20 protein-coding genes are annotated in these 21,912 nt (G+C 50.2%); 15 read left to right on the forward strand and 5 right to left on the reverse strand.

Features of this window, described 5'->3' with window-relative positions; genetic code table 11:
* The first annotated feature begins 59 nt into the window (after positions 1-59).
* Positions 60-470 (forward strand): hypothetical protein, encoded by a 411-nt coding sequence (locus FIT99_RS00485; RefSeq protein ID WP_140001928.1) that lies wholly within the window; start codon positions 60-62, stop codon positions 468-470.
* Between the two features lie 4 nt (positions 471-474).
* On the opposite strand, the gene FIT99_RS00490 is transcribed toward FIT99_RS00485, so the two are convergent.
* The 3 genes from FIT99_RS00490 to FIT99_RS00500 are packed head-to-tail and all read right to left on the reverse strand — an operon-like array spanning position 475 to position 2,784.
* Entirely contained in the window at positions 475-978 is a 504-nt protein-coding gene (locus FIT99_RS00490) for a DUF1993 domain-containing protein (RefSeq protein WP_140001930.1), read from the reverse strand.
* Positions 979-990: 12 nt separating this feature from the next.
* Complete coding sequence (locus tag FIT99_RS00495; protein WP_140001932.1) at positions 991-2,490, reverse strand: YifB family Mg chelatase-like AAA ATPase; 1,500 nt, start codon at positions 2,488-2,490, stop codon at positions 991-993.
* A gap of 48 nt (positions 2,491-2,538) precedes the next feature.
* A complete protein-coding gene (locus FIT99_RS00500; RefSeq protein ID WP_140001934.1) occupies positions 2,539-2,784 on the reverse strand; it encodes an accessory factor UbiK family protein in 246 nt (81 codons plus the stop codon).
* Positions 2,785-3,043: 259 nt separating this feature from the next.
* On the opposite strand from FIT99_RS00500, the gene FIT99_RS00505 reads away from it, so the two are divergent.
* From FIT99_RS00505 to FIT99_RS00530, 6 genes are all read left to right on the forward strand, one after another.
* A complete protein-coding gene (locus FIT99_RS00505; RefSeq protein ID WP_140001936.1) occupies positions 3,044-3,985 on the forward strand; it encodes a TorF family putative porin in 942 nt (313 codons plus the stop codon).
* A 60-nt stretch (positions 3,986-4,045) separates the two neighbouring features.
* The gene (glnK, locus tag FIT99_RS00510) at positions 4,046-4,384 is read left to right on the forward strand and encodes a P-II family nitrogen regulator (RefSeq protein ID WP_018986930.1); all 339 of its coding nucleotides are present in this window, start codon (positions 4,046-4,048) and stop codon (positions 4,382-4,384) included.
* A 15-nt stretch (positions 4,385-4,399) separates the two neighbouring features.
* Positions 4,400-5,797, forward strand: a complete 1,398-nt coding sequence (locus FIT99_RS00515; RefSeq protein ID WP_189524761.1) for an ammonium transporter — start codon at positions 4,400-4,402, stop codon at positions 5,795-5,797.
* A gap of 127 nt (positions 5,798-5,924) precedes the next feature.
* Entirely contained in the window at positions 5,925-7,601 is a 1,677-nt protein-coding gene (locus tag FIT99_RS00520) for a peptidase domain-containing ABC transporter (protein WP_140001938.1), read from the forward strand.
* On the forward strand, positions 7,594-8,901 hold the full coding sequence (locus FIT99_RS00525) for an HlyD family secretion protein (protein ID WP_140001940.1): 1,308 nt from the start codon (positions 7,594-7,596) through the stop codon (positions 8,899-8,901). Before FIT99_RS00520 ends, FIT99_RS00525 begins: the two co-directional genes overlap by 8 nt.
* Positions 8,898-10,619, forward strand: a complete 1,722-nt coding sequence (locus FIT99_RS00530) for a TolC family protein (RefSeq protein ID WP_223261225.1) — start codon at positions 8,898-8,900, stop codon at positions 10,617-10,619. Before FIT99_RS00525 ends, FIT99_RS00530 begins: the two co-directional genes overlap by 4 nt.
* A 2-nt stretch (positions 10,620-10,621) precedes the next feature.
* Here the strand turns inward: FIT99_RS00530 and FIT99_RS00535 are convergent, their stop codons facing one another.
* Both FIT99_RS00535 and FIT99_RS00540 read right to left on the reverse strand, forming a co-directional pair.
* On the reverse strand, positions 10,622-11,263 hold the full coding sequence (locus FIT99_RS00535; protein WP_140001942.1) for a hypothetical protein: 642 nt from the start codon (positions 11,261-11,263) through the stop codon (positions 10,622-10,624).
* A 27-nt stretch (positions 11,264-11,290) separates the two neighbouring features.
* Positions 11,291-13,717: a penicillin-binding protein 1A gene (locus FIT99_RS00540; RefSeq protein ID WP_140001944.1), complete on the reverse strand. Its 2,427-nt coding sequence runs from the start codon at positions 13,715-13,717 to the stop codon at positions 11,291-11,293.
* Positions 13,718-13,926: 209 nt separating this feature from the next.
* Here FIT99_RS00540 and FIT99_RS00545 point away from each other — a divergent pair, with 209 nt between their 5' ends.
* The 8 genes from FIT99_RS00545 to FIT99_RS00580 all read left to right on the forward strand — a co-directional run bounded on the left by FIT99_RS00545 (position 13,927) and on the right by FIT99_RS00580 (position 21,833).
* Entirely contained in the window at positions 13,927-15,000 is a 1,074-nt protein-coding gene (locus tag FIT99_RS00545; RefSeq protein WP_140001946.1) for a pilus assembly protein PilM, read from the forward strand.
* Positions 14,997-15,590, forward strand: a complete 594-nt coding sequence (locus FIT99_RS00550; RefSeq protein WP_140001948.1) for a PilN domain-containing protein — start codon at positions 14,997-14,999, stop codon at positions 15,588-15,590. Before FIT99_RS00545 ends, FIT99_RS00550 begins: the two co-directional genes overlap by 4 nt.
* Before the next feature lie 7 nt (positions 15,591-15,597).
* The gene (locus tag FIT99_RS00555) at positions 15,598-16,242 is read left to right on the forward strand and encodes a type IV pilus inner membrane component PilO (protein WP_140001950.1); all 645 of its coding nucleotides are present in this window, start codon (positions 15,598-15,600) and stop codon (positions 16,240-16,242) included.
* Complete coding sequence (locus FIT99_RS00560) at positions 16,239-16,766, forward strand: pilus assembly protein PilP (RefSeq protein ID WP_140001952.1); 528 nt, start codon at positions 16,239-16,241, stop codon at positions 16,764-16,766. The genes FIT99_RS00555 and FIT99_RS00560 overlap by 4 nt, the downstream gene beginning before the upstream one ends.
* Positions 16,763-19,000 carry a type IV pilus secretin PilQ gene (gene pilQ / locus FIT99_RS00565; RefSeq protein ID WP_140001954.1) on the forward strand — a complete coding sequence of 746 codons (2,238 nt, stop codon included), beginning with the start codon at positions 16,763-16,765 and terminating at the stop codon, positions 18,998-19,000. The genes FIT99_RS00560 and pilQ overlap by 4 nt, the downstream gene beginning before the upstream one ends.
* Before the next feature lie 82 nt (positions 19,001-19,082).
* Positions 19,083-19,625 (forward strand): shikimate kinase, encoded by a 543-nt coding sequence (locus FIT99_RS00570; RefSeq protein ID WP_140001956.1) that lies wholly within the window; start codon positions 19,083-19,085, stop codon positions 19,623-19,625.
* The gene (gene aroB / locus FIT99_RS00575; RefSeq protein ID WP_140001958.1) at positions 19,613-20,692 is read left to right on the forward strand and encodes a 3-dehydroquinate synthase; all 1,080 of its coding nucleotides are present in this window, start codon (positions 19,613-19,615) and stop codon (positions 20,690-20,692) included. The genes FIT99_RS00570 and aroB overlap by 13 nt, the downstream gene beginning before the upstream one ends.
* A gap of 16 nt (positions 20,693-20,708) precedes the next feature.
* Positions 20,709-21,833, forward strand: a complete 1,125-nt coding sequence (locus FIT99_RS00580; protein WP_140001960.1) for a deoxyguanosinetriphosphate triphosphohydrolase — start codon at positions 20,709-20,711, stop codon at positions 21,831-21,833.
* Positions 21,834-21,912 lie beyond the last annotated feature (79 nt).

A 21,912-nucleotide genomic window follows, 5' to 3' on the forward strand; every position in this document is an offset into this window, starting at 1 on the left:
TGGTCATTGAAGACAGTCAAAGCACCAAAAATAACGTCCCTTAAAGCTTAGGAAACTCTATGAAATTGTCCCGCGTGTGGTGGGGGTTAGCGCTGTTGTTGTTGGTATATGCAGGCTTTTGGTATTGGCAGTCATTGACTACCGTGGAGCCTGAGCGTGCTCAGAGTGTGGTTGCACAAACCATCAATCAATGTGATTTGATTGCCAGTAAAGCGGCGTCAGCGTTGCCAGAAGTGTTGCCGTTTCAAAAGCTAGAGAAAGCGGCCAGACAGGCGCGCGTTTTAGAGCGTTGTATGCAAGATCGGGGCTATCAGGAAAATCCCGCATGGGTTGCTGAAGCCACCAAGCAGGCGCAAAAAATGGCGGGCGAACAAGCCATTTCAGAAGCCGAGGCCTATGAAACATTGCGTAGGCAGGGCATGCTCGCGATGGCGCCAACGGCGATCAGTTATTGGCGTAAATCAAAGTAGTGCTTTAGCGTTTTTGGCCCAGATAGTCGGTCTTGCCTAATGGTACGCCTAAGTGGCGTAGGATGTTGTAAGCCGTGGTGGTGTGAAAGTAGGCGTTCGGCATTACCCATTTTTCTAGATAATCCAAGCCGCTAAAGGTCAAATCCACTTTTCGAATCGTCAAAGTCACTTCTTTAGTCGCGGCACCTTCGAGCTGGTGCGGTGCAATCTGCGCTAAAAAATCAATTGTTTTATCGATTCTGGCGTACAGCATGTCAAAACTGGTTTCATCATCGGCATACGCTGGCATTTCTAAGCCAGCCAGTCTTGCGCCAGCCCCTTTACTCATGTCACTGACCAGTTGCACTTGTTTGGTGAGTGAATACATATCGACAAACAGGCGACTAGTTAACAAAACCTCAGGCGCCACCTTTTTTTGCGCAGCGTATGCTTCGCCTTGTTGCAATATATGTTTCAGGTTTTGCAGGTTGCGGATTAACGGCGCAATACTCACATCATATAACTGCATGGCACAAGCCTTTCAATAATCGTGTCGTCGATATTGTAACGCTTCTGCGATGTGTGTCTCACTGATCTCCGGCACATCCGCCAAATCGGCAATTGTTCTGGCGACTTTGAGGATACGATGATAGCTACGCGCCGACAGTGAAAACTTGTGCATCGCAGTTTGCAGCAGTTGGCTGGCTTGTTCGCCAAGTTGACACGTGGTCGTAATTTCCAAAGGCCCCAGCATGGCATTCGGCTTATGTTGCCGCTCCAGTTGCCGTTCTCTCGCGCTTTGCACGCGTGCGCGCATGTCTGCGCTGCTTTCGCTGGGTTGTTGCTGGCTTAATTCTTCGGGCTTCAGGGCCGGCACCTCAATATTCATATCGATGCGATCAAGTAGCGGACCAGACAATTTATGCTTATATCTAAGAATTTGTTCAGGCGTGCAACGGCAGCGCTGATTGTAGTGGCCATAATAGCCACAGGGGCAAGGGTTCATCGCGGCGATCAATTGAAACTGTGCCGGAAAAGTGGCTTGCCTGGCTGCGCGCGAAATCGTAATACTGCCGTTTTCGAGTGGCTCGCGTAGCACCTCCAATACTTTGCGGTCAAACTCAGGTAATTCGTCCAAAAACAACACGCCGTGGTGAGCCAAGCTGATTTCACCGGGCCGCGGCACGCTGCCGCCACCCACCAGCGCAACTGCTGAGGCGGTATGATGTGGCGCGCGAAAGGGGCGTTTCTTCCACTGGCTTGCTGGAAATTGCCCAGTAAGAGACAGAATCGCAGCGCTCTCGAGGGCCTCTTGCGTAGTCATCGCGGGTAGGATACTGACAAAGCGTTGTGCCAGCATGCTCTTGCCCGTGCCTGGTGGCCCGCTCATGAGCAAGCTGTGTTGCCCCGCAGCAGCGATTTCAAGTGCGCGTTTGGCACGACGCTGGCCGCTGACCTCTTGAAAGTCCGGCAGATTGACGTTTTCTGTTGGGATGACCAATGGATGATTGGTTAGGTGGGCCTTATCGGATAAGTGAGCGCATACCTCAAGCAAGCTGTTCGCAGCGTAAATCGTGCAGCCTTCCACCAAACTGGCTTCATATGCACTCTCTTGGGGCAGTATGGCTGCACGTGCGCGCGCAGGGTCTTGTAGGAGTTGATAAGTCATGGCCAATGCGCCACGAATTGGTCGCAATTCGCCGGTCAATGCCAGTTCCCCGGCGATCACATAATGGGCGAGCTTTTGTTTGGGAAGCTGGCCTGAGGCCGCCAGAATGCCGAGTGCAATGGGGAGATCGTAACGGCCGCCTTCTTTGGGTAAATCTGCTGGCGCTAGGTTGACCGTGATGCGGCGAGCCGGAAATTCGAACTGTGCGGTTTGTATCGCCGCCCGCACCCGGTCCTTGCTTTCTTTGACCTCGGTTTCAGGCAAGCCGACGATGGTAAAACTCGGCAAGCCGTTTGCCAAATGCACTTCAACCACCACCTCGGGGGCGTCCATCCCACTCAATGCACGGCTATACAAGACCGCCAAGCTCATTACGCACCCCTAGGTTTCGGAATGCTAGCAATTGTAAAGTAAAATTAACTACTTAGATGCCTGTGTTTGTTCTAGCTGGCTGATTTTTTCTTCAAGCGCTTTCAATTGTTGCTGTGTACGTGCCAGTAATGCGGATTGAATATCAAATTCTTCACGGGAAACAAGTTCCATTTTGGTGAGCGCGCCCTGAAATAGTGCATGCAAATTGTTTTCTAGCTCTGAAATGGGGCTTGAATCGACTAGCTGTTTGATTTTTATGGATAATTCTTTGATTTTTTCATTGGTAAATAGCATGGTAATAACTCCTTTGAAGTTCATTTTAGCATGTATCGTAGGGTGAAAAATACAATTACTACAATACACTCAGGGGATGATTTGTTTTAAAACATGAATTTAAACTGTTATTTTGATAAATAACTTAATGTTTTTTTCATAAATATATGATTTTATTTATTTATATATATTGGCACGTGCTTTGCTTTGTGGACACTGTTGTTTCATACTCGTTTACAACAAATTCAATTCAAAGATTCCACAGAGAGAGGACTCATAAATGCGTCAATCTATTTTGCTTACAGCAGTGTTAAGTACATTATCATTTGCTCAAGTTTCATATGCAGCAGAAGAAGCCAAAGAAGAAGCTTCTGACTGGACAGCGACCGCTAACATCGCGGTTGTATCTGATTACTACTTCCGCGGTATTTCTCAGTCATGGCACAAACCTACTGCGCAAGGCGGTATGGATATTACCCATTCAAGCGGCTTTTACGCAGGTGTATGGGGTTCAGGTGTGTCACCTAACACCTACCCTGATGCTAACACCGAAATCGACGTGTATGCTGGCTACAACGGTACTATTCCAGTTGTAGAGAAACTTGGCTACACCGTCGGTGTGTATGGATATATGTATCCGGGCGGTTCTTGGAAAAAATACCGGGCGTCTAATGCTGCAAACCCTAATGATGTATTAACACCACGCGGTGGTCGCTGGGATACCTATGAATTGAACGCAGGTATTTCTTATGACTGGATCAGTGCCAAAGTGTCATACACTTTGACTGACTGGTTCGGTGCGGATAAAACTACCGGTTGGGATGGCAGCACTAAGGGCTCCACTTACTTTGAGTTGAACGCGGCTTATCCTTTGCCATGGTGGGACTTGACATTGATTGGCCACGTGGGTCGATTGAATGTCGCGGGTAAATTAGATAAATCATTTACACCTGATGGCGTAAATTTCCCAAGTACATCAATTTCAGGTGCAACTGATCCAGACTACACAGACTGGAAAATCGGCCTGAGCAAAGCATTCAAAATTGGTAAAACTGAAGGTTGGAACGCCGGTGTATACTGGGTTGAGTCCGATAACTCACGCTACTGGGGTGAGTCTGGCTACGGCGGCACAAGCTTTAACGGTAAAGGCACCAGCACTACTGCACAAAGCAAAAACCTGAATGAAGGTCGTTTGATTTTGACGGTTGGCCGTACATTCTAATAAAGCAAGTTTAGATCTGGCGAGCATCGTGCTCGCCAGAGTTAACAACGGGAGAAGCAAATGAAATTTGTATCCGCAATAATCAAGCCATTTAAGCTTGATGAAGTGCGTGAGGCTTTGTCCAACATTGGCGTACAAGGCATCACAGTCACTGAGGTCAAAGGGTTTGGCCGTCAAAAAGGTCACACCGAGTTATATCGTGGTGCAGAATACGTAGTAGATTTTTTGCCTAAAGTGAAGCTCGAAGTCGCCATCAAGGACGACATGCTTGATCAGGTCGTGGATGCGATCGAAAAAGCAGCAGCAACTGGCAAGATCGGTGATGGCAAAGTATTTGTCTTCGATTTGGAACAAGTTTATCGTATACGTACCGGTGAAACCGGTCCGGATGCGCTATAAGAAAGGGCTTCAGCTATGAAGAAAATTCTTTCGATGTTATCACTGGTTGCGTTGATTGGTTTTGCAGCAACCCCAGTGAGTTATGCTGAAGAAACTGTGACTGAAACAGTCACAGTAGAAGAGACAGTGACTCAAGATGCAGCGCCAGCGGCCGAAGCGCCTGCTGCAGAAGCCGCACCGGCAGCAGCTGCGGCTGCACCGACCTTGGATGTGGGCAACACTGCATTCATGATTGTGGCCACTGTGTTGGTTATTTTAATGACGATTCCGGGGTTGGCCTTGTTCTACGGCGGCTTGGTACGCCAGAAAAACATGCTATCTGTGTTAATGCAGATTTTCGTGGTGTTTTCAATGATTTCAGTCCTGTGGGCGGCATATGGCTACAGTCTGGCGTTTAGTGAAGGCAATATGATCATCGGTGGCTTAAGCAAGGCATTCTTGTCTGGCATTACGGTTGACAGCTTGTCCGGCACCATCCCTGAGTATGTCTTTTTGACTTTCCAGATGATTTTTGCTGCGCTGACACCAGGTTTGATTGTTGGTGGTTTTGCTGAGCGTATGAAGTTTTCAGCGGTCTTGCTGTTTACGGCTTTGTGGGTGACGTTTGCTTACATCCCAATCGCACACATGGTGTGGGGCGGTGGTTACTTGGCTTCACTGGGTGCTAAAGACTTTGCGGGCGGTACAGTGGTACACATCAACGCGGGTGTAGCGGCCTTGATCGGTGCCATGATGTTGGGCAAACGTCTTGGTTACGGTAAAGAAGCAATGCCTCCGCACAGCTTGGTGATGACCATGATCGGTGCTTCATTGTTGTGGGTGGGTTGGTTCGGCTTTAACGTCGGTAGTGAGTTGGCGGCAGATGCAGTCGCGGGTATGGTGTTGATCAACACACAACTGGCAACAGCGGCTGCAGTCATTGGCTGGATCTTTGCTGAGTGGCTGTTCAGAGGCAAACCAAGCATGTTGGGTGCTGCTTCTGGTGCGGTAGCTGGTTTGGTTGCAATTACCCCTGCGTGTGGTTTCATCGGCCCAATGGGTTCTATCATCCTTGGTTTCACCGCCAGCTTTGTCAGCCTGTGGGGCGTGACCAAGTTGAAAGGTGCGCTGGGTTATGATGATTCCCTAGACGTATTCGGTGTGCACGGTTTGGCTGGTATCTGGGGCGCAGTTGGCACCGGTGTACTGATGGCGCCAGGCTTGGGCGGTGTTGGTTATGCCGAAGGTGTCACCATGGGTGGTCAAGTATCCACTCAGATCATTGCAGTGGTCGTCACACTGATCTGGACAGGTATCGTGAGTGTGATTCTTTACAAAGTGGTGGATGCCGTTGTCGGTCTGCGCGTGAGTGAAGAATACGAGCGCGAAGGTTTGGACACCACAGAACATGGCGAGCGTGCTTATAGCTTGTAATCTGTGTCTGTAGTTTGATTGTAAAAAAACGGCTCTTAATGAGCCGTTTTTTTTGAGCACTGATCGCTGGAACTTATATAATGCTTGGATATCCATGTTGTGGGCCTGAATTAAAATAATATTGACTATGGCAAATCTATTTCCCTCGCAACTCACCCCGGTCCAACGGGTATTAAAACTAGCTAGTTTTGAAAAACAGGACATCCTGCTACTCATTTATCTCACCCTGGCTTATGGCGTATTAGGCATTGCGACCCCCGTGGCGGTGCAAACAATGGTCAATATCGTAACCATGGGGGGCGTCTTGCAGCCACTGTATGTGGTCGGTTTCGTGTTGTTTTGTTTGTTAGGATTATCTGGCGCCATATATGCGATCGAAAGTTATTTAGTCGAACTCATTCAAAGGCGCATATTTGTGCGGCATAGTTTGCAGATTGCACAAAACACCCAACAAATTCATATTTCTGTTTACGATGAACACAATCCAGTCGAGTTGGTGAATCGCTATTTTGATATTCAGACCGTACAAAAGTCAGTAGCGACCCTGTTAACCGTTGGCTTGACGGCCTTGTTACAGGGCTTAATTGGTAGTGTGATCTTGTTGTTTTACAGTTTGTATTTCGGTTTTCTAGTCATCATCATGTTGATCGTGTTGTGGGCGATTATTAGTTTTCTGGGTAAACAGGCCGAAGCTAGTGCGCTCAAGGAATCTAAAGCGAAATATGACATGGCTGCTTGGTTGGAGAGTATTGCGCGTAATCGCTGGTTGTCTAAATTTTACGGCGCAAAACAACGCACCACAGAAAACACCGAGATATTGGCGCAAAACTATCTGAATGCGCGCGTGATGCATTTTAAAGTGCTAATGACACAACTGATTGGTGCGGTGGGCATGTACGCCCTAATTGGCACTGCAATGTTGGTGCTGGGTGGCACCTTGGTGATTAAAGGTCAGATTAATCTTGGCCAATTTGTGGCGGCAGAACTCATTATTTTTGGCGTGCTGTCGGCCTTTGTTCGCTTTGTCACCAAGCTAGAATATTTTTACGATTTGCTCGCGGCGGTAGATAAAATCGGTGTGTTAGAAGCCATGCCCGTCGAAACTACGACGGATTCCCCAGCCAGTCTCGAGGGCTACCATCCTTTGAAAGTCGTGGGTTTGGGCTTTAGTCACCACGCACAGTCAGCCCTCATTAAAGAAGTCAGTTTTGAGTTGTCAAAGGGGCAGAGCTTAGCCGTGGTCGGTGGGTTGGGAAGTGGTAAAAGCACCTTGCTTGAGCTTTTAACTGGCTTGAGGCAACCCGAACAAGGCTATGTCAGCTATCGCGGCATTGATCTGCGCCAAGTCGATATTGACCATTTGCGTGACCATATCGGTGTCGCCAATAAAGTCGAATGGCAACACGGCTCTATCATTGACAATTTGCGACTAACCAGAGCGGACATCCCCATGGATGCCGTGGTCGATGTGCTGCAAAGCCTTGGTTTATGGGAAGACATTAGCCATTTGCCCAAAGGTCTAGACACGATATTGACCGATTATGGTGCGCCGATGACCTACACCCAGCTGCAATGCCTGATGCTGGCCAGAGCGATCATCGGCCAGCCGGATTTGCTGATCATTGATGGTCTATTGGATGGTTTAGGCCAGCAAGAGTTGGATCAGGTGCTCACCTTGCTCAAGCGCCATCAGCAAGATTGGATGCTGATCGTCACCACTCGCTTTCAACATATCGCACAGCAGTTTCAACAAGTGTTGACCTTGGATAAACAGCGTCACCAATCAGGAGACCATCATGCATGATCAACTGAAAATGACGCTGATGCGGGCGGTGCAAACGCCGCAACAATTAAGGGTCTGGATCAAACGTCTCGCTTGGTTGCTGGTCGGGTTGCCCGTGCTATTTTTATTCTTGCCCTGGCAGCAAAACGTCACTGCGTTGGGCCAAGTCACCGCGTATTCGCCATCCGAGCGGGTGCAAACGATAGATGCGCCTGTTAACGGTCTGATCAATCGCTGGCATGTGCAAGAGGGCTCGCAAGTGAAAGAGGGCGATCTGCTGCTCGAAATCGCAGATACTGACCCTAACTTCAAACAACGGCTCGAAGCGCAGCGTGATAACTTGCAAAGCAAGCTGGGATCAAAACTAGATGAACTGCGCAATTACGAGCTACAGAAACAAAATTTAACGGCTGCGCGTGATGCAAAAATTTCAGCCGCACAATACAAACTAGACGTCGCCAACCAAAAAATTCGTAGTAGTCAGGAAGCAGTCAATTCTGCGCAGGCGACTTTGGATACCGCCAGTTTGCAAGTCATTCGCTTGCAACGATTATTTGCCGATGGCCTGGTGTCTAAGCGTGATCTAGAGGTGGCAGAGCGCGATCAGATTATTGCTAGCCGCAATTTGAATAGCGCACAAGCGCAATGGCAATCAGCAAAAGCAGAAGCGAGTTCTGCTGCAGCGGATATCCAACAAACGCGCTCGGATACGCAAGCCTATCTGGACTCCACCTCAGCCGTCATCAATAAAATCCGTGGTGAAACGGCAGACAGTGAAAACAGCCTGCATAACTCCGAAATTTCATTGGCCCGGCAGAACATGCAGCGCATTGTGGCACCGCGCGATGGCACTATTTTTAGGCTGCCCGTCAATTCACAATCGCAGATCATCAAACAGGGCGACCCTTTGCTGGTGATCGTACCGCATACTTCGCAGCGTGCAGTCGAGTTATGGGTAGATGGTCGGGATGCGCCGTTGATCACCTCGCGCAGCAGTGTTCGGTTAGAGTTTGAGGGTTGGCCTGCCATTCAGGTGCCCGGCTGGGCACAGGTGGGCGTGGGCACCTTTGAAGGCGAGATTTCGTTTGTAGATCCCACGGACAATGGCAATGGCCACTTTCGTATTATGGTGGTGCACAAACCAGGCACACCGGAATGGCCGTCCGCCAGATTTTTGCGCCAAGGCATTAGTGCAAAGGGTTGGCTGATGCTAGAGCGGGTGACCATTGGCTACGAATTGTGGCGCTTGCTCAATGGCTTTCCACCGCGTATCCCGTCTGAGCCCGTCTCGATACATCAGGGTGGGGGCAAGCCGCTATGATGCGCTGGACCTGCTTGGCATGGCTGGCGGTGGTGGGGGCGTTTGAAACCGCACATGCAAATGAAGTGACCGACAGCCGCGCGAAACAACGCCTCGAGAAATCAGAAGGGCGGGTGCTGGACAGCTATAGCCCAACGCCTGGCGTGCCATTGCATGACGCAGTCAATCAGCAACAGCAACGCAAACCAGCGGTGTCGATTGATCTGAAAAGTGCGCTAAAGCCGTTTGATAGTCCAGAAAGCGATAGCATGCTGCCCTTGACCAATGGGGCGCAGGTGAGTATTGCTGATATTCGGCAGCGGGCTTTGCAAAATAATTTACAAATCAAAGTGGCCAAGATGGATCCGGAGCTTGCGCGTCAATCGTTGCGCGAAGAACAGGCCAAGTTCGATCAGGTGATTTTCGCTTATGCGAAATATGCCGAAAAAGACTTGCCTGCAATGTCGGGCGATAAGGTCATTCTTAAGTCGGATAATCCTGCGCTGGATGGTGAGCTGGCTAAACTCAATCTAGACCAACAAAACAAGCAATACTGGGATATTGAGGCCGGGGTCAAAGTGCCGTTACGCACTGGTGGCACCGTCACCTTGAGTGCCCCGCTCGAAAACCGACAAAGCCTAGGCAAATTTGCCAGTGACCAATACCGGAGTGCGTTACGCTTTTCGTTTAGTCAGCCGTTGTTGCGCAATGCCGGACAACAAGCCAATGAGGCCAGCATTCGGGTGGCGGAGCTTGACCGCGATGGCGTGCAGTTACGCACCCGCCTACAAACCATACGCATTGTGACCATGGTCGATAAAGCCTACTGGGAGCTTTATGAGGCCTGGGCCGCGCTGGATGTACGTAAAAACCAATTTGAATATGCCAGTCAGAATCTGGCCATGGTCAAGCGCCGGGTGCAGGAGGGGCTGACCGCCGCAGTCGAAATCAACCGAGCAGGTATCGGGGTGGCTGACCGGATGGAGGCGCTGATTGTGGCTGAAACCAACCTCAAACTGGCGCAGCGGCAATTGCAGTTTTTGCTTAACGACCTGCCCGATGACCAGAGCCAATCACCATGGGTGCCGACCACCGTGCCCAGTCTGGTGAAGTTTGAGTTTGATCGTGCCCATCTAATCCGTGATGCCCTCGACAGTCGTATCGAGTTGCTAGACCAAGAATTAAAGTTAAGTGCAGACCTGATTCAAATTGATTATTTGCAGAACCAGACCCTGCCGTTGTTCACCCTCGATTATCAATATGGCGCATTGTCTGGCTCCGGGGGCCGCTTTGGCGATATTGGCCAAGACTTATTTGATGGCCGTTATCGCGACTGGTCTATTGGGCTGAAGTTTGAAATGCCTGTGAGTAATGAGGCGCGCAAAGCCAAGCTGGATCGCGCGGTCGCCCAACGCATGCAACGCTTGACCACTAAAACCTTGCAAACGCTGACGGTTAAACGTGAGATACATGATGCATTGGATAAAGTCGACCAAGATTGGCAGCGCATTATCGCCGCACGTCAGCAAGTGTTGGTGGCGGGCATTAACTATGAGGCCGAGCTCAAACAGTTTAATGAAGGACTACGCACCATGACCGAGGTGCTTGAAACCTTGACGCGTCTCGGGGAAGCGCAGCTCAAAGAAATTCGCGCGATCAGTGATTATCAGGTAGCGCTGGTTGATATGGCTTACGCGACGGGCACCGTGCTTGGTCACGGCCAAATCAGTTTGCAATAAGTTTATTCGGTGGCTGTTTTGCCGGGGGTGAGGGCTTCTGTCAGCTGCAGTAAGTTCATGCGGTGTATGCCTGATTTTTCACCATTTTTGCGCGGGGCGGTGCGTATATCATCGGTTTCAAAAACGCTGATGCGTTGTGTGCCAAATTTGGTTTCAACCAGCAATACCGGCACGCGTTTTCGAACCAGATCATGCTTTTGTTTGCTCGGACGGTCTGACATGCGGAACTGCTGCTCATCCAGCCGATAGGGCACATTCTGGTTCAGCAAGTAAATCTCCAGTTCTTTTCCGCTTTCAGCAAATACGTGAATATCTGTGTCCGCATACGGGCCAGCGGTTCCATCCATGACGGAACCAATCAAATGTGGGTTAAACTTTTTGAGAAGCTGCATGGTATGCAACGCGGCTTGCCTGAGTTCGAGCAAATGTGCTGCGTCGTTTTCATCGGCGTAAAGGGCATGATATTCGCGTAACGCGCTGTCAATCTCAGCATTGGTGGGCAGCGGTGCATCTTGTTGAATGCCCATGAGTTTGACCGCCTTGCGTTTGGCGCGCGCGTAATCGCTAATGCCTTCCTCAAACATCAGGCGCGCAGCAGATTGCGCTATTTCCTGTCGCAAATCGTTTGAAAAATCGTCAAACATGACAATACGCCCTATTCAAAAACGATATTAATTCGGGTTGAGCAGTTTTGCAGCCGGGTTGACCGGCAGCTTTTTATCCTCGGCGCTGTTCCCGCTATGTTCACCAATCAAGCGCTCGAGAAAAGACGGCTCTTCGTCCTCAGACGGATGATCTGCTTCAGGGTCGAACAGACCTGGTAGATTTTCAGGCTTGGACTGCGGTAAATGCTCTTCGTAAAAATACTCATAAATACCGGGCTCGTCTTCGCCCACTTGCGCACCCGTGTAAGCGTCCACTTTTAACTGCAACACGCCCTCAGGCACTTTGTATTGATAAATCGGTAAGCCTGTGAGGGTTTGCTGCATGTAATTGATCCAGATCGGCAATGCCGCACGCCCCCCGGTCTCACCGCGCCCTAGGTTATGTGGATTATCATAACCTACCCAGGCCACTGCGACCTCTTTTGGGTGGTAGCCTGCAAACCACGCATCAAACTGGTCATTGGTGGTACCGGTTTTACCTGCAATATCTGGGCGGCGCAGCGATAGGGCGGCTCTTGCCGTACCATCGCGCACGACGTCTTGTAGCATGGTCGTGATGATAAACGCGTTGCGTTGGTCGATCACCCGTTGTTGCGAGACGTGTTTGCCTGCTTGCACGGCTAAAACAACTTTGCCGCGGCTGTCGATAATTTTCTCAATTAAATAGGGGTGCACTTGGTAGCCACTATTGGCAAATGTAGCGTAAGCCGCCGCCATTTGCCAAACCGAGGATGAGCCAGCCCCTAAGGCAGTCGATAGATACGCTGGATGGTCTTTGGGGTCGAAGCCAAATCGGCGCAGATAATTTTGGGCATAGCGAGCACCGATGGCATTCATTAAGCGGATCGAAATGGTATTTTTGGATTGTGCTAAAGCCTCGCGTAAGCGCATCGGTCCGGCATACTTTTCATCGTAGTTGCGAGGTTCCCAGCTGTCGTTGCTACCGGTTTCGGTGGAGGTGAAACTGATCGGCGCATCTTCAAACACGCTTGCCGGGCTATAGCCTCTTTCGAGCGCGGCAGAGTAAATAAAGGGCTTGAAGCTAGAGCCCGGTTGGCGACGACCCTGTGTAACATGGTTATATTTGTTGCGCTGAAAGCTGAAGCCACCAATCAGTGCTTGTACCTGTCCGGTTTCTGGATTGAGCGCCATAAAGCCGCTTTCGACTTCTGGTAGTTGAACCACCGACCAGCCATCTTGTTGCTGATAGACGCGAATCACCGCACCCGGCACCAAAGAGAGCGGGGTACGTTTGGCGGGCGGCATATGGTTTTTCACCAGCAAGAGGGCCTTGTCTTGCAATCTGAGGACGGTGCCGCGTTTGGTGACCAAAGTAAGTAGGTTGGGCTCGACCTTGGTGACCAAGGCGGGCACAAACTGGTTATAAGTGACAAAATCACGCAATAAATCACTGGCGCCTCCCGCGGTCAGTTTGCCTGGCGGTAACGCAATGATTTGTTCTGCCCCCCTGAACCCATGCCGTAACTCAAAGTTAATGATGCCCTGCAGCATGGCCGTATTGGCGGCGGCCTGATGCTTGTTATGAATCGTGGTGTAAACCCGCAAGCCGCTGGTGTAGGCCTTTTCACCGTAGCGTTTATAGAGCGACGCCCTGACAATCTCAGCAACATATTCCCCGCCCAAGGCTTGCACCTGGCGTTTCGAGGACTGAAATTTTAACGGGGTGCGCATGGCTTGCTCAAATGCAGCATCGCTGATCATGCGATAACGATGCATATCTCGCAAAACTTCATGCTGACGCTTGATCGCATAGTCGGGATGGATATACGGGTCGTATTTGCTAGGCGCTTTCGGCAGACCGGCCAGCAGAGCGGCCTCTGCCAAGTTGATTTGCTTCAAATCCTTGTCGTAGTAGGTTTTGGCGGCGGTGGCAAAGCCGTAGGCGCGCTCGCCTAAATAAATCTGGTTGAGGTATAGCTCGAGGATTTTGTCTTTGCTAATCGTGTTTTCAATCTTGATCGCCAACATGGCCTCTTTGATTTTGGTCCAAATGTTGCGCGGTGTATCTGGGCTACTAAAGAAGTTTTTGGCGACCTGCATGGTAATCGTGCTGGCGCCTTCATGGCCGCGACCGGTCAGGTTGTTGCGAATGGCACGCAAAATGCCAGTGGTATCAATCCCGTTGTGTTGATAAAAACGACGGTCTTCAATTGCCAAAATGGCATCTTTCATTACTTTTGGCGTTTGCTCAATCGGCACAAATGCGCGTCTTTCTTGGCCAAATTCCGCAATCAGGCCGCCATCAGCATCGTAAATACGCAAGGGTAGTTTTGGATGATAGTCCGTGAGCGCTTCCAGCGAGGGCAGTGATGGGTAAAGAATACTAATCATCAATACCAGCAAGGCGGCGACGATCAAGCTGCCGATAATGGAAAGAAAAAGAAGGGACTGCAACCAGTTTCTTGAGTTCATGCGTCTTGCTGCCATCGTGAGAATTACCCATGAATTGTAATCTTTTTTTGCCGATTCATCGCCAGTTAATTATGGAATCATATAAACAATGCGCATTGTCCTGACGACCATGAACGTGAGGATATTGCACCGTAGCCACGCAGGGCGTGAGTTGGCATGGTTGATGCATATGGCAACGAACCGCTAAATATATATAAAGGGCAATACAGTTGAGTCTGGGCTTGTTACAACGCAAAAAAACCAGTTTTATTGGTGTGGATATCAGCGCAACCGCCATCAAAATGGTGGAGTTGACTGCGATCGGCAAACAGCAATTCCGACTGGATGGCTATGCCAATGTCACGCTCCCCAAAGGGGTGATCAGTGATGGCAATATCAATGACTTAGGGCAAGTCGCAGATACCATGCGATCTGCTTGGCGTTTGCTCGGGTCTCGGGCGCGACAGGTGGTGCTCGCCCTGCCTACCGCTGCGGTGATTTCAAAGCGGGTGATTATGCCTGCGGGCCTGCGTGAAGAGGAGATGGAGCTGCAGGTGGAGTCTGAGGCAAACCAGTACATCCCTTTTCCGCTCGAAGAAATGAATCTGGACTTTCAGGTGTTAGGCCCAATGGGCAAAAGCACCGATGAGGTCGAAGTGTTGATTGTGGCAGCGAAGAAAGAAAAGATAGAAGACCGCGTTGCCGTGGCTGAAGAGGCTGGGCTAAAGGTGAGTATTGTTGATGTAGAGGCATACGCTACCGAGACTGCCTACCGTCAAATCGTCAAGCAGTTACCGCAAATGAGCAAAAAAACCGTCACCATGATTTTGGATATCGGCGCACATGTGACACATATCAACGTTATGGTTGGGGCACATTCGGTGTATGCCCGAGAGCAGGCGTTTGGCGGCGCGATGCTATCGCAAGAGATTCAACGTCGCTTTGGTTTGTCAGCCGAAGAGAGTGAGATTGCTAAACGCCAAGGGGGCTTGCCCGATTCGTATGAGCAAGAGGTGTTACAGCCGTTTTTACAAAACCTGGCCGCTGAGGCGGCGCGTGCCGTTTCTTTCTTCACCAATTCGACGCAATACAACAAGGTTGATCACTTGCTGCTGGCAGGGGGTGTCTCTGCCACCGAGGGGCTGGCAGCCCTGATTGAAGAAAAATCAGGCGTGCACACACTGGTGGCGAATGCTTTTGAGGGCATGGCACTGGCCAACAAAATCAAATTGTCTCAACTTGCATCAGATGCGCCTGCGCTGATGATCGCCTGTGGTTTGGCACTGCGAGGGGTGGACGCATGATCAAGGTCAACTTATTACCGCATCGTCAGATCAAGCGCGCTGAGCGCCAACGTGAATTTAGCCTGATGGCTACTTTAGTGGCGATTGCCTCTGCCGCCATTTTATTTGTGAGCTGGAGCTATATCCATAACAAAATTCAGGCGCAACAGGCGCGTAATCAACGCTTGCAGGATGAGATGGTGCGGCTCGACAAGGAAATCGTCATCATTGGTAGCTTAAAAGAGCAAATCCAACATGTGTTAGAGCGCAAGCAAATTGTTGAGGGTTTGCAAAGTGACCGCAACCAAGCGGTACAGATTTTGGATGAGTTGGCCAGACAACTGCCTGAAGGTGTTTTTCTCAAAAGCATCAAACAGCTGGCCGACGAAATTGAGCTCAAAGGGGTGGCAGATACCAATGCAAGAATCGCTACGCTGGTGCACAACCTCAGTACGGCGGCCATCATGCACAACCCTAACCTGGTTGAAATCAAGGCCAATCAGAATGCCTTGGGCAATAAAGAGTATGAGTTTGTGTTGCGGGTTTCATTAAAACGCGAAACCGCGGCGGAAGACGCCAGTAAGCAGAAGCCAGCACCGGCCAAAGGATAATCGACAGATGCAACTTTCTGACTTTAATAATATTGATATCAAAACCGCTGGCAATTTGCCGATGCCAATGAAAGCCGCTTTGCTGGCGATCATGGCTGCAGTGTTACTGGTGTTGGGATACGTTTTTCTACTGAGCCCAAACCTTAAAGAGCTCAAGGCTGAAAAGGAAAAAGAGCAAGGCCTGCGCGATGAATATATGGCTAAAAAAATACAGGCGATGAAAATCAAGGCTTATGAGCAACAAGTGGTCGATATTCAGCGCACTTTTGGCACCTTGCTTAAACAATTGCCTGACAAGTCGGAGATGGACGGTTTGCTGACCGATATCAATCAGGCCGGCGTCAGCCAAGGGCTCTCTTTTGAAGGCTTTGTGCCTATGCCGGAAATTTTTGCCGAGTTCTATGCTGAAAAACCGATCAATATCCGCGTCCTTGGGCGTTATCACACGCTGGGGGCATTTGTGACTGAAGTCGCCAAACTGTCACGCATTGTCACATTGCATAATTTACAAATCCAACCTGCCGGCAAGGACGATAAGGCAGCGCACAAAGACATGTTGGTGATGGAGGCGGTCGCTAAAACATATCGCTATATGGATGCTGAGGAAGTCGCCGCTCGCAAAGCGCAAGAAACGAAGGCGGCCAAGAAATGATCCGTAAACAATCCTTAATATGTTTGATTGCAGTGCTACTGAGTGCTTGTGGCGCCGCACAGAATGACGATTTGACCCAGTTTATGAATCAGGCTGACCAAGCCGTGGTGGCGCCGGTGGAGCCCTTGCCCGAGGTGCAAGGGTTTTCGCCAAGGCAATACAACGCAGATAACAGCTTGCATGATCCATTTGTCCCGCGCAAAGCAGCGGTACAAAACACCAATCAGCCGGATTTGAAACGGACGAAAGAGCCTTTGGAAGCTTACCCGCTTGAAAGCTTAAAGTTTGTCGGCGTGATGAGCAAAAAGGGCAGCATGTTTGCCACCATCCAAACGCCGGATAGCATGGTGTATCAAGTGAAACCTGGCTCGCATCTGGGTGAAAAATTTGGCGTGATCACGGCATTGGCTGAAAACAGTCAAACGCTGAAATACGAGTTAAAGATAAAAGAATCGATTCAAGACCCGGTGAGCGGGGAATGGGCCGAGCAACTGACAACACTGGAACTGCAGGAACATCAATGATGAAAAAATTAAGCGATCTTGTTACCCGGATGGCATTGTTTGCGGTGGCGCTAACGTCACCGCTGCTGGGGATGACGGCAGAGTTGCCGACGAATAACAATCAGCTGCAAGCGGTGGAGGTGACTGCACTGCCAGGGGGGCGATTGAACGTACAGTTGCAGATGGCACATCCCTTAGCTACGACGCCATTAAGTTTTACTTTGAGTAATCCGCCCAGAATTGTATTTGATATTCCCAATGCGACGAATGCGACCGGTAAAAATGTACTGCCTATAAACCAAGGGGTATTAAAGTCGGTACAAGTGGCGCAAGCCAGTGACCGTAGTCGCGTGGTGTTAAATCTATCTAAACCAGTGCAGCATGCTCTGCAACTGCAGGATCAAAGCCTGATGGTGGGTTTAACCCAAGAGGGGGCAGAAGTCCCGGTTGCCGCCGTAGCAGCCAAGCGTTTTTCAGAGCAGGAAGTGGCTGCGGGACACAAAATCAACAAAATTGATTTTGTGCGTGGCAAGAATGGGGAAGGCCGTATTTTGGTCGATTTATCGGATAGCCGTGTCGGTGTTAACGTGCGTAACGCGGGCAAAACGGTGGTGATTGATTTTGCCGATACCGAATTACCAGAAGCGTTACAACGTCGCCTGAACGTGACCAACTTTAACACGCCTGTCTTATATGTGGATGCCCTGCGCCATCATCATCAAGCACAAATTGTGATTGAGCCGCAAGGCGATTGGGAGCAGTCCGCCTACCAGACTGATCGTCGCTTGGTGGTCGATATTCGGCCCTTGCCTAAAGACCCGAACAAACTGATTCAAGGCTCTAAGCAGGGCTATGCAGGTGAAAAGCTGTCATTGAACTTTCAGCGTGTAGATGTTAGGGACGTATTGAAAGTAATTGCTGACTTCACAGGTAAAAACATTGTGGTCAGTGACGCGGTATCTGGCAGTGTGACCATCGGCCTGAAAGATGTGCCTTGGGATCAGGCGCTAGATGTGATCATGAAAAGCAAAGGCCTAGACATGCGTGTGAATGGCAGTGTGATCTCGATTGCGCCTGCAGAAGAATTTGCGGCCAAAGAGAAGGCACAATTGACCGCAGAAGCTGAGCGCGAAACGCTAGAGACCCTGCGCACTGAAGTGTTTTCACTCAAATATCAGAAGGCGATGGACTTTAGAAATATGTTGTTGGGTGGCGGTGGCACTAGCGCGGGCGGCAACGCGCCCAGTATGTCAGGTGGATCGACTGCCGGGCGTATGAACCGGATTCTTTCTCAGCGTGGCAGTGTCACCTTTGATGCCCGTACTAACACGATTTTCATACAGGATACGCCGAGAAAATTAGAAGAAATTCAGACCATTATTAATAAGGTTGATGTGCCAGTGAAACAGGTCATGATTGAGTCACGCATGGTGATTGCCTCAAATACCTTCTCTAAAGCACTGGGCGCACGGTTTGGTATCTCGCAAACAGGCACTCCCGGGAGTAATACTAATCTGTCTGTCGGCGGTACACTGGGCAACAAGGCGACTGCATTCACCGCGCCTACCACCGCGGGCGGCAACGGCACCTTTACCCTAGGCACGCAAGGCGGTACGGTGCAGAGCGCGACGCTGGGTAACTACACCGTGAGCTCTAACGGGCAGCCAGATTTAATGTCCAATTTGCCCGTGACCAATGCCTACGGTGGCATCGCATTGAGCTTGCTCAAATTGTCTGCCAATATGCTGCTTAATCTTGAGTTGTCCGCGTTAGAGGCAGATGCCCGTGGTAAGGTCATTTCCAGTCCACGTGTGACCACTGCGAATCAGCAGAAGGCGCGCATTGCACAGGGCGTCGAAATCCCTTACCAGACATCGACCAGCAGTGGTGCTACCGCAGTCAGCTTCAAGCGCGCTGAGTTGAGTCTCGAAGTGACCCCACAGATCACGCCTGATCAGAAAATCATCATGGACTTGGATGTGCGCAAAGACAGCAAGGGCGAAGAAACCTCTGGGGGCGTGGCCATCAATACGCAGAATGTGCAAACACAGGTGCTGGTTGGTAACGGCGAAACCGTGGTGCTAGGCGGGATTTATGAACAAGTCTCCCGTAAATCTACCGATAAAGTGCCGTTCTTTGGTGACTTGCCGGTGGTGGGCTATGCATTCAAACGCAACACCAGACAAGAGGACAAAACGGAGCTGCTGATTTTTATTACCCCTAAAGTCATGGATGAAAGCTTGGCGCTCAACTAAATACTCAGCTCAATGGTGCGCGATTACTGACAGCAGCCAGCCTTTGCCTTAAAATGCCCAACTGAAACGGTTGGGTTTTTTTATGGGTGCGCAAATACCAAATAACATATTTTTGATCGGTTTGATGGGGGCGGGTAAAACCACGGTTGGCAAATTGATTGCCAAAAGTTTGGGGAAAACCTTCTATGACACAGACCATGTGATTGAGCAGCGCACAGGTGTGAAAATTCCCACTATCTTTGAACTCGAGGGTGAGGAGGGCTTTCGCAAGCGCGAAACCTCCACGCTAGAGGAGTTCGCGCAACAAGACAATGTCGTGCTTGCCACTGGCGGTGGCGCCATCATCGCGCCCGAAAATCGCGCGATTCTCAAACAATACGGGTATGTGATTTATTTGCGCGCAAACGTCAACGAGTTGTATCTGCGGACCCGCAACGATAAAAACCGCCCTTTGCTACAAAATGTCGATGTGAAAGCAAAGCTGGAGCAGCTATTTCACGCGCGCAATCCGCTGTACACCGAAACGGCAAATTTGATTGTCGATACCGGTCATCAGCCGGTGGCGGTCATTATTCAAAAAATTGAAAACGCCCTTCATGCGTTGGAGTCCTCATGCAAACCTTAACTGTCAGTTTGGCTGACCGTAGTTATCCTATTCACATCGGCAGCGGCCTGTTAGGGCAGGCAGAGCATATTTTGCCGCATCTCAAACGCAAGCAGGTCGCCATTGTCAGCAACACCACTGTCGCACCGTTGTATATGCAAACGATTGCCCAGCCATTACGTGATGCGGGCGTGGCGGTGATTGAGATTGTATTGCCGGATGGCGAGGCGCATAAAAACCATCAAACCTTGCAAATCATTTATGATCATTTGCTGCAAAATCGCTGTGAGCGCAATACCACGCTGATCGCGTTGGGCGGTGGTGTGATTGGTGACTTGACTGGCTATGCCGCCGCCACTTATTTGCGCGGAGTACCCTTTATTCAGGTGCCGACCACGCTGCTGTCGCAAGTGGACTCTAGTGTGGGGGGTAAAACCGGCATTAATCATCCTTTGGGCAAAAACATGATCGGCGCATTTTATCAGCCGAAACTCGTGCTGGCTGATATCGATACCTTGACCACGCTGCCGCAACGAGAGTTATCGGCTGGCGTGGCTGAAGTTGTGAAGTATGGCCTGATTCGTGACGCCGACTTTTTTGATTGGCTAGAAACAAATATGTCAGCGCTGATGCACTTGGATGCCGCAGTCACTAGTTATGCGATTTATCGTTCTTGTGAGAATAAAGCCGAGGTTGTCGCTGCAGATGAACACGAGCAAGGTGAGCGGGCTTTGCTCAACTTGGGGCACACGTTTGGGCACGCCATTGAAAATGCCATGGGCTACGGCGTCTGGTTGCATGGTGAGGCGGTCGCCACCGGTACGGTCATGGCGGCAGACTTATCCCAACGCATGGGTTGGTTAAATGCGGCCGAAGTCGCTCGCATCAAAGCCATTCTGCAAGCGGCTAAACTGCCCATCGACGCCCCTGACTTAGGCGCGGATGAATACTTAAGACTGATGCAGCTCGATAAAAAAGTGGCTGATGGCCGTATTCGGCTGATATTGCAACAGTCCATTGGTAAAGCGGTCATCACGGCCGACTACGATGCCGAAAAATTAAGACAAACGCTGTCGTTGGCTGCGTAACTTAAGGATAAGACCCATGACCTTAGCCGCCTTTGCCGCACACCCTGAACACACGAGAGGCCGCAAGGTTGCTGAGCAAGAGTCGCCTTTGCGTAATGTGTTTCAGCGGGACCGCGACCGTATTATTCACTCGACTGCATTTCGTCGCCTTGAATACAAAACCCAGGTGTTTGTGAACCACGAAGGGGATCTATTTCGTACGCGTCTGACGCACAGTATTGAAGTGGCGCAATTAACCCGCGGCATCGCACGTACGCTGGGCTTGCATGAGGATTTGGCCGAGGCCATTGCACTGGCGCATGACCTCGGACATACCCCGTTTGGTCACGCCGGACAGGATGCGTTAAATCACTGCATGCGCGACTACGGCGGCTTTGAGCACAACCTACAATCATTGCGTGTCGTGGATGTACTCGAAAATCGGTATGCCAGTTTTGATGGCCTGAATTTAACCTTTGAGGTGCGCGAAGGCATTCTCAAGCATTGTTCACGCAAAAATGCCCAATTATTAGGCGACGTAGGGCAGCGCTTTTTGCGTGGAGAATCCCCCAGCCTAGAGGCGCAGGTGACCAACTTTGCTGATGAAATTGCCTATAACAATCACGATGTTGATGATGGTTTGCGCTCAGGCCTCATCACGATCCAGCAACTGTCGAATATTCAATTGTTTGCCGAAAACATGGCTGAGGTTAAAAAGCTGTATGGTGAGATTGAAGAAAAACGGCTGGTGCATGAAACCATCCGCCGAATGATCAATGTCTTGGTGGTAGATTTGTGCCAACAAAGCCAGCAGACGATTGCCGCTTTGCATCCAGCGAGTATCGATGATGTGCGCAAGGCCCCGGGCTATTTAGTGGGCTTTAGCCAGGCGTTAGTCGATAAAAACTTAGAGCTCAAACAATTTTTACGCAAACATTTGTATCAGCACTATCGAGTCAATCGCATGAGTGCTAAGGCAAGCCGTATTATTGAAGAGCTCTTCGCAGCCTTCATGGATAATCCAGCCTTGATGCCGGATGAGCATCAAGGCGCCGCCAAGCTGGATCAGGCCCGCGCGGTGGCAGATTATATTGCCGGGATGACAGACCGCTACGCGATACGCGAGCACAAGCGATTATTTGCGGTGGAAGAAACTTGGTAACTTCATCGTGGGTTGGCAATAAAAAAAGCTGCGCACCTAGCGCAGCTTTTTTTGCGAAAACGACATCACATCGTCAACG

This window comes from Methylophilus medardicus, assembly GCF_006363955.1.
Classification (GTDB): Bacteria; Pseudomonadota; Gammaproteobacteria; order Burkholderiales; family Methylophilaceae; genus Methylophilus; species Methylophilus medardensis.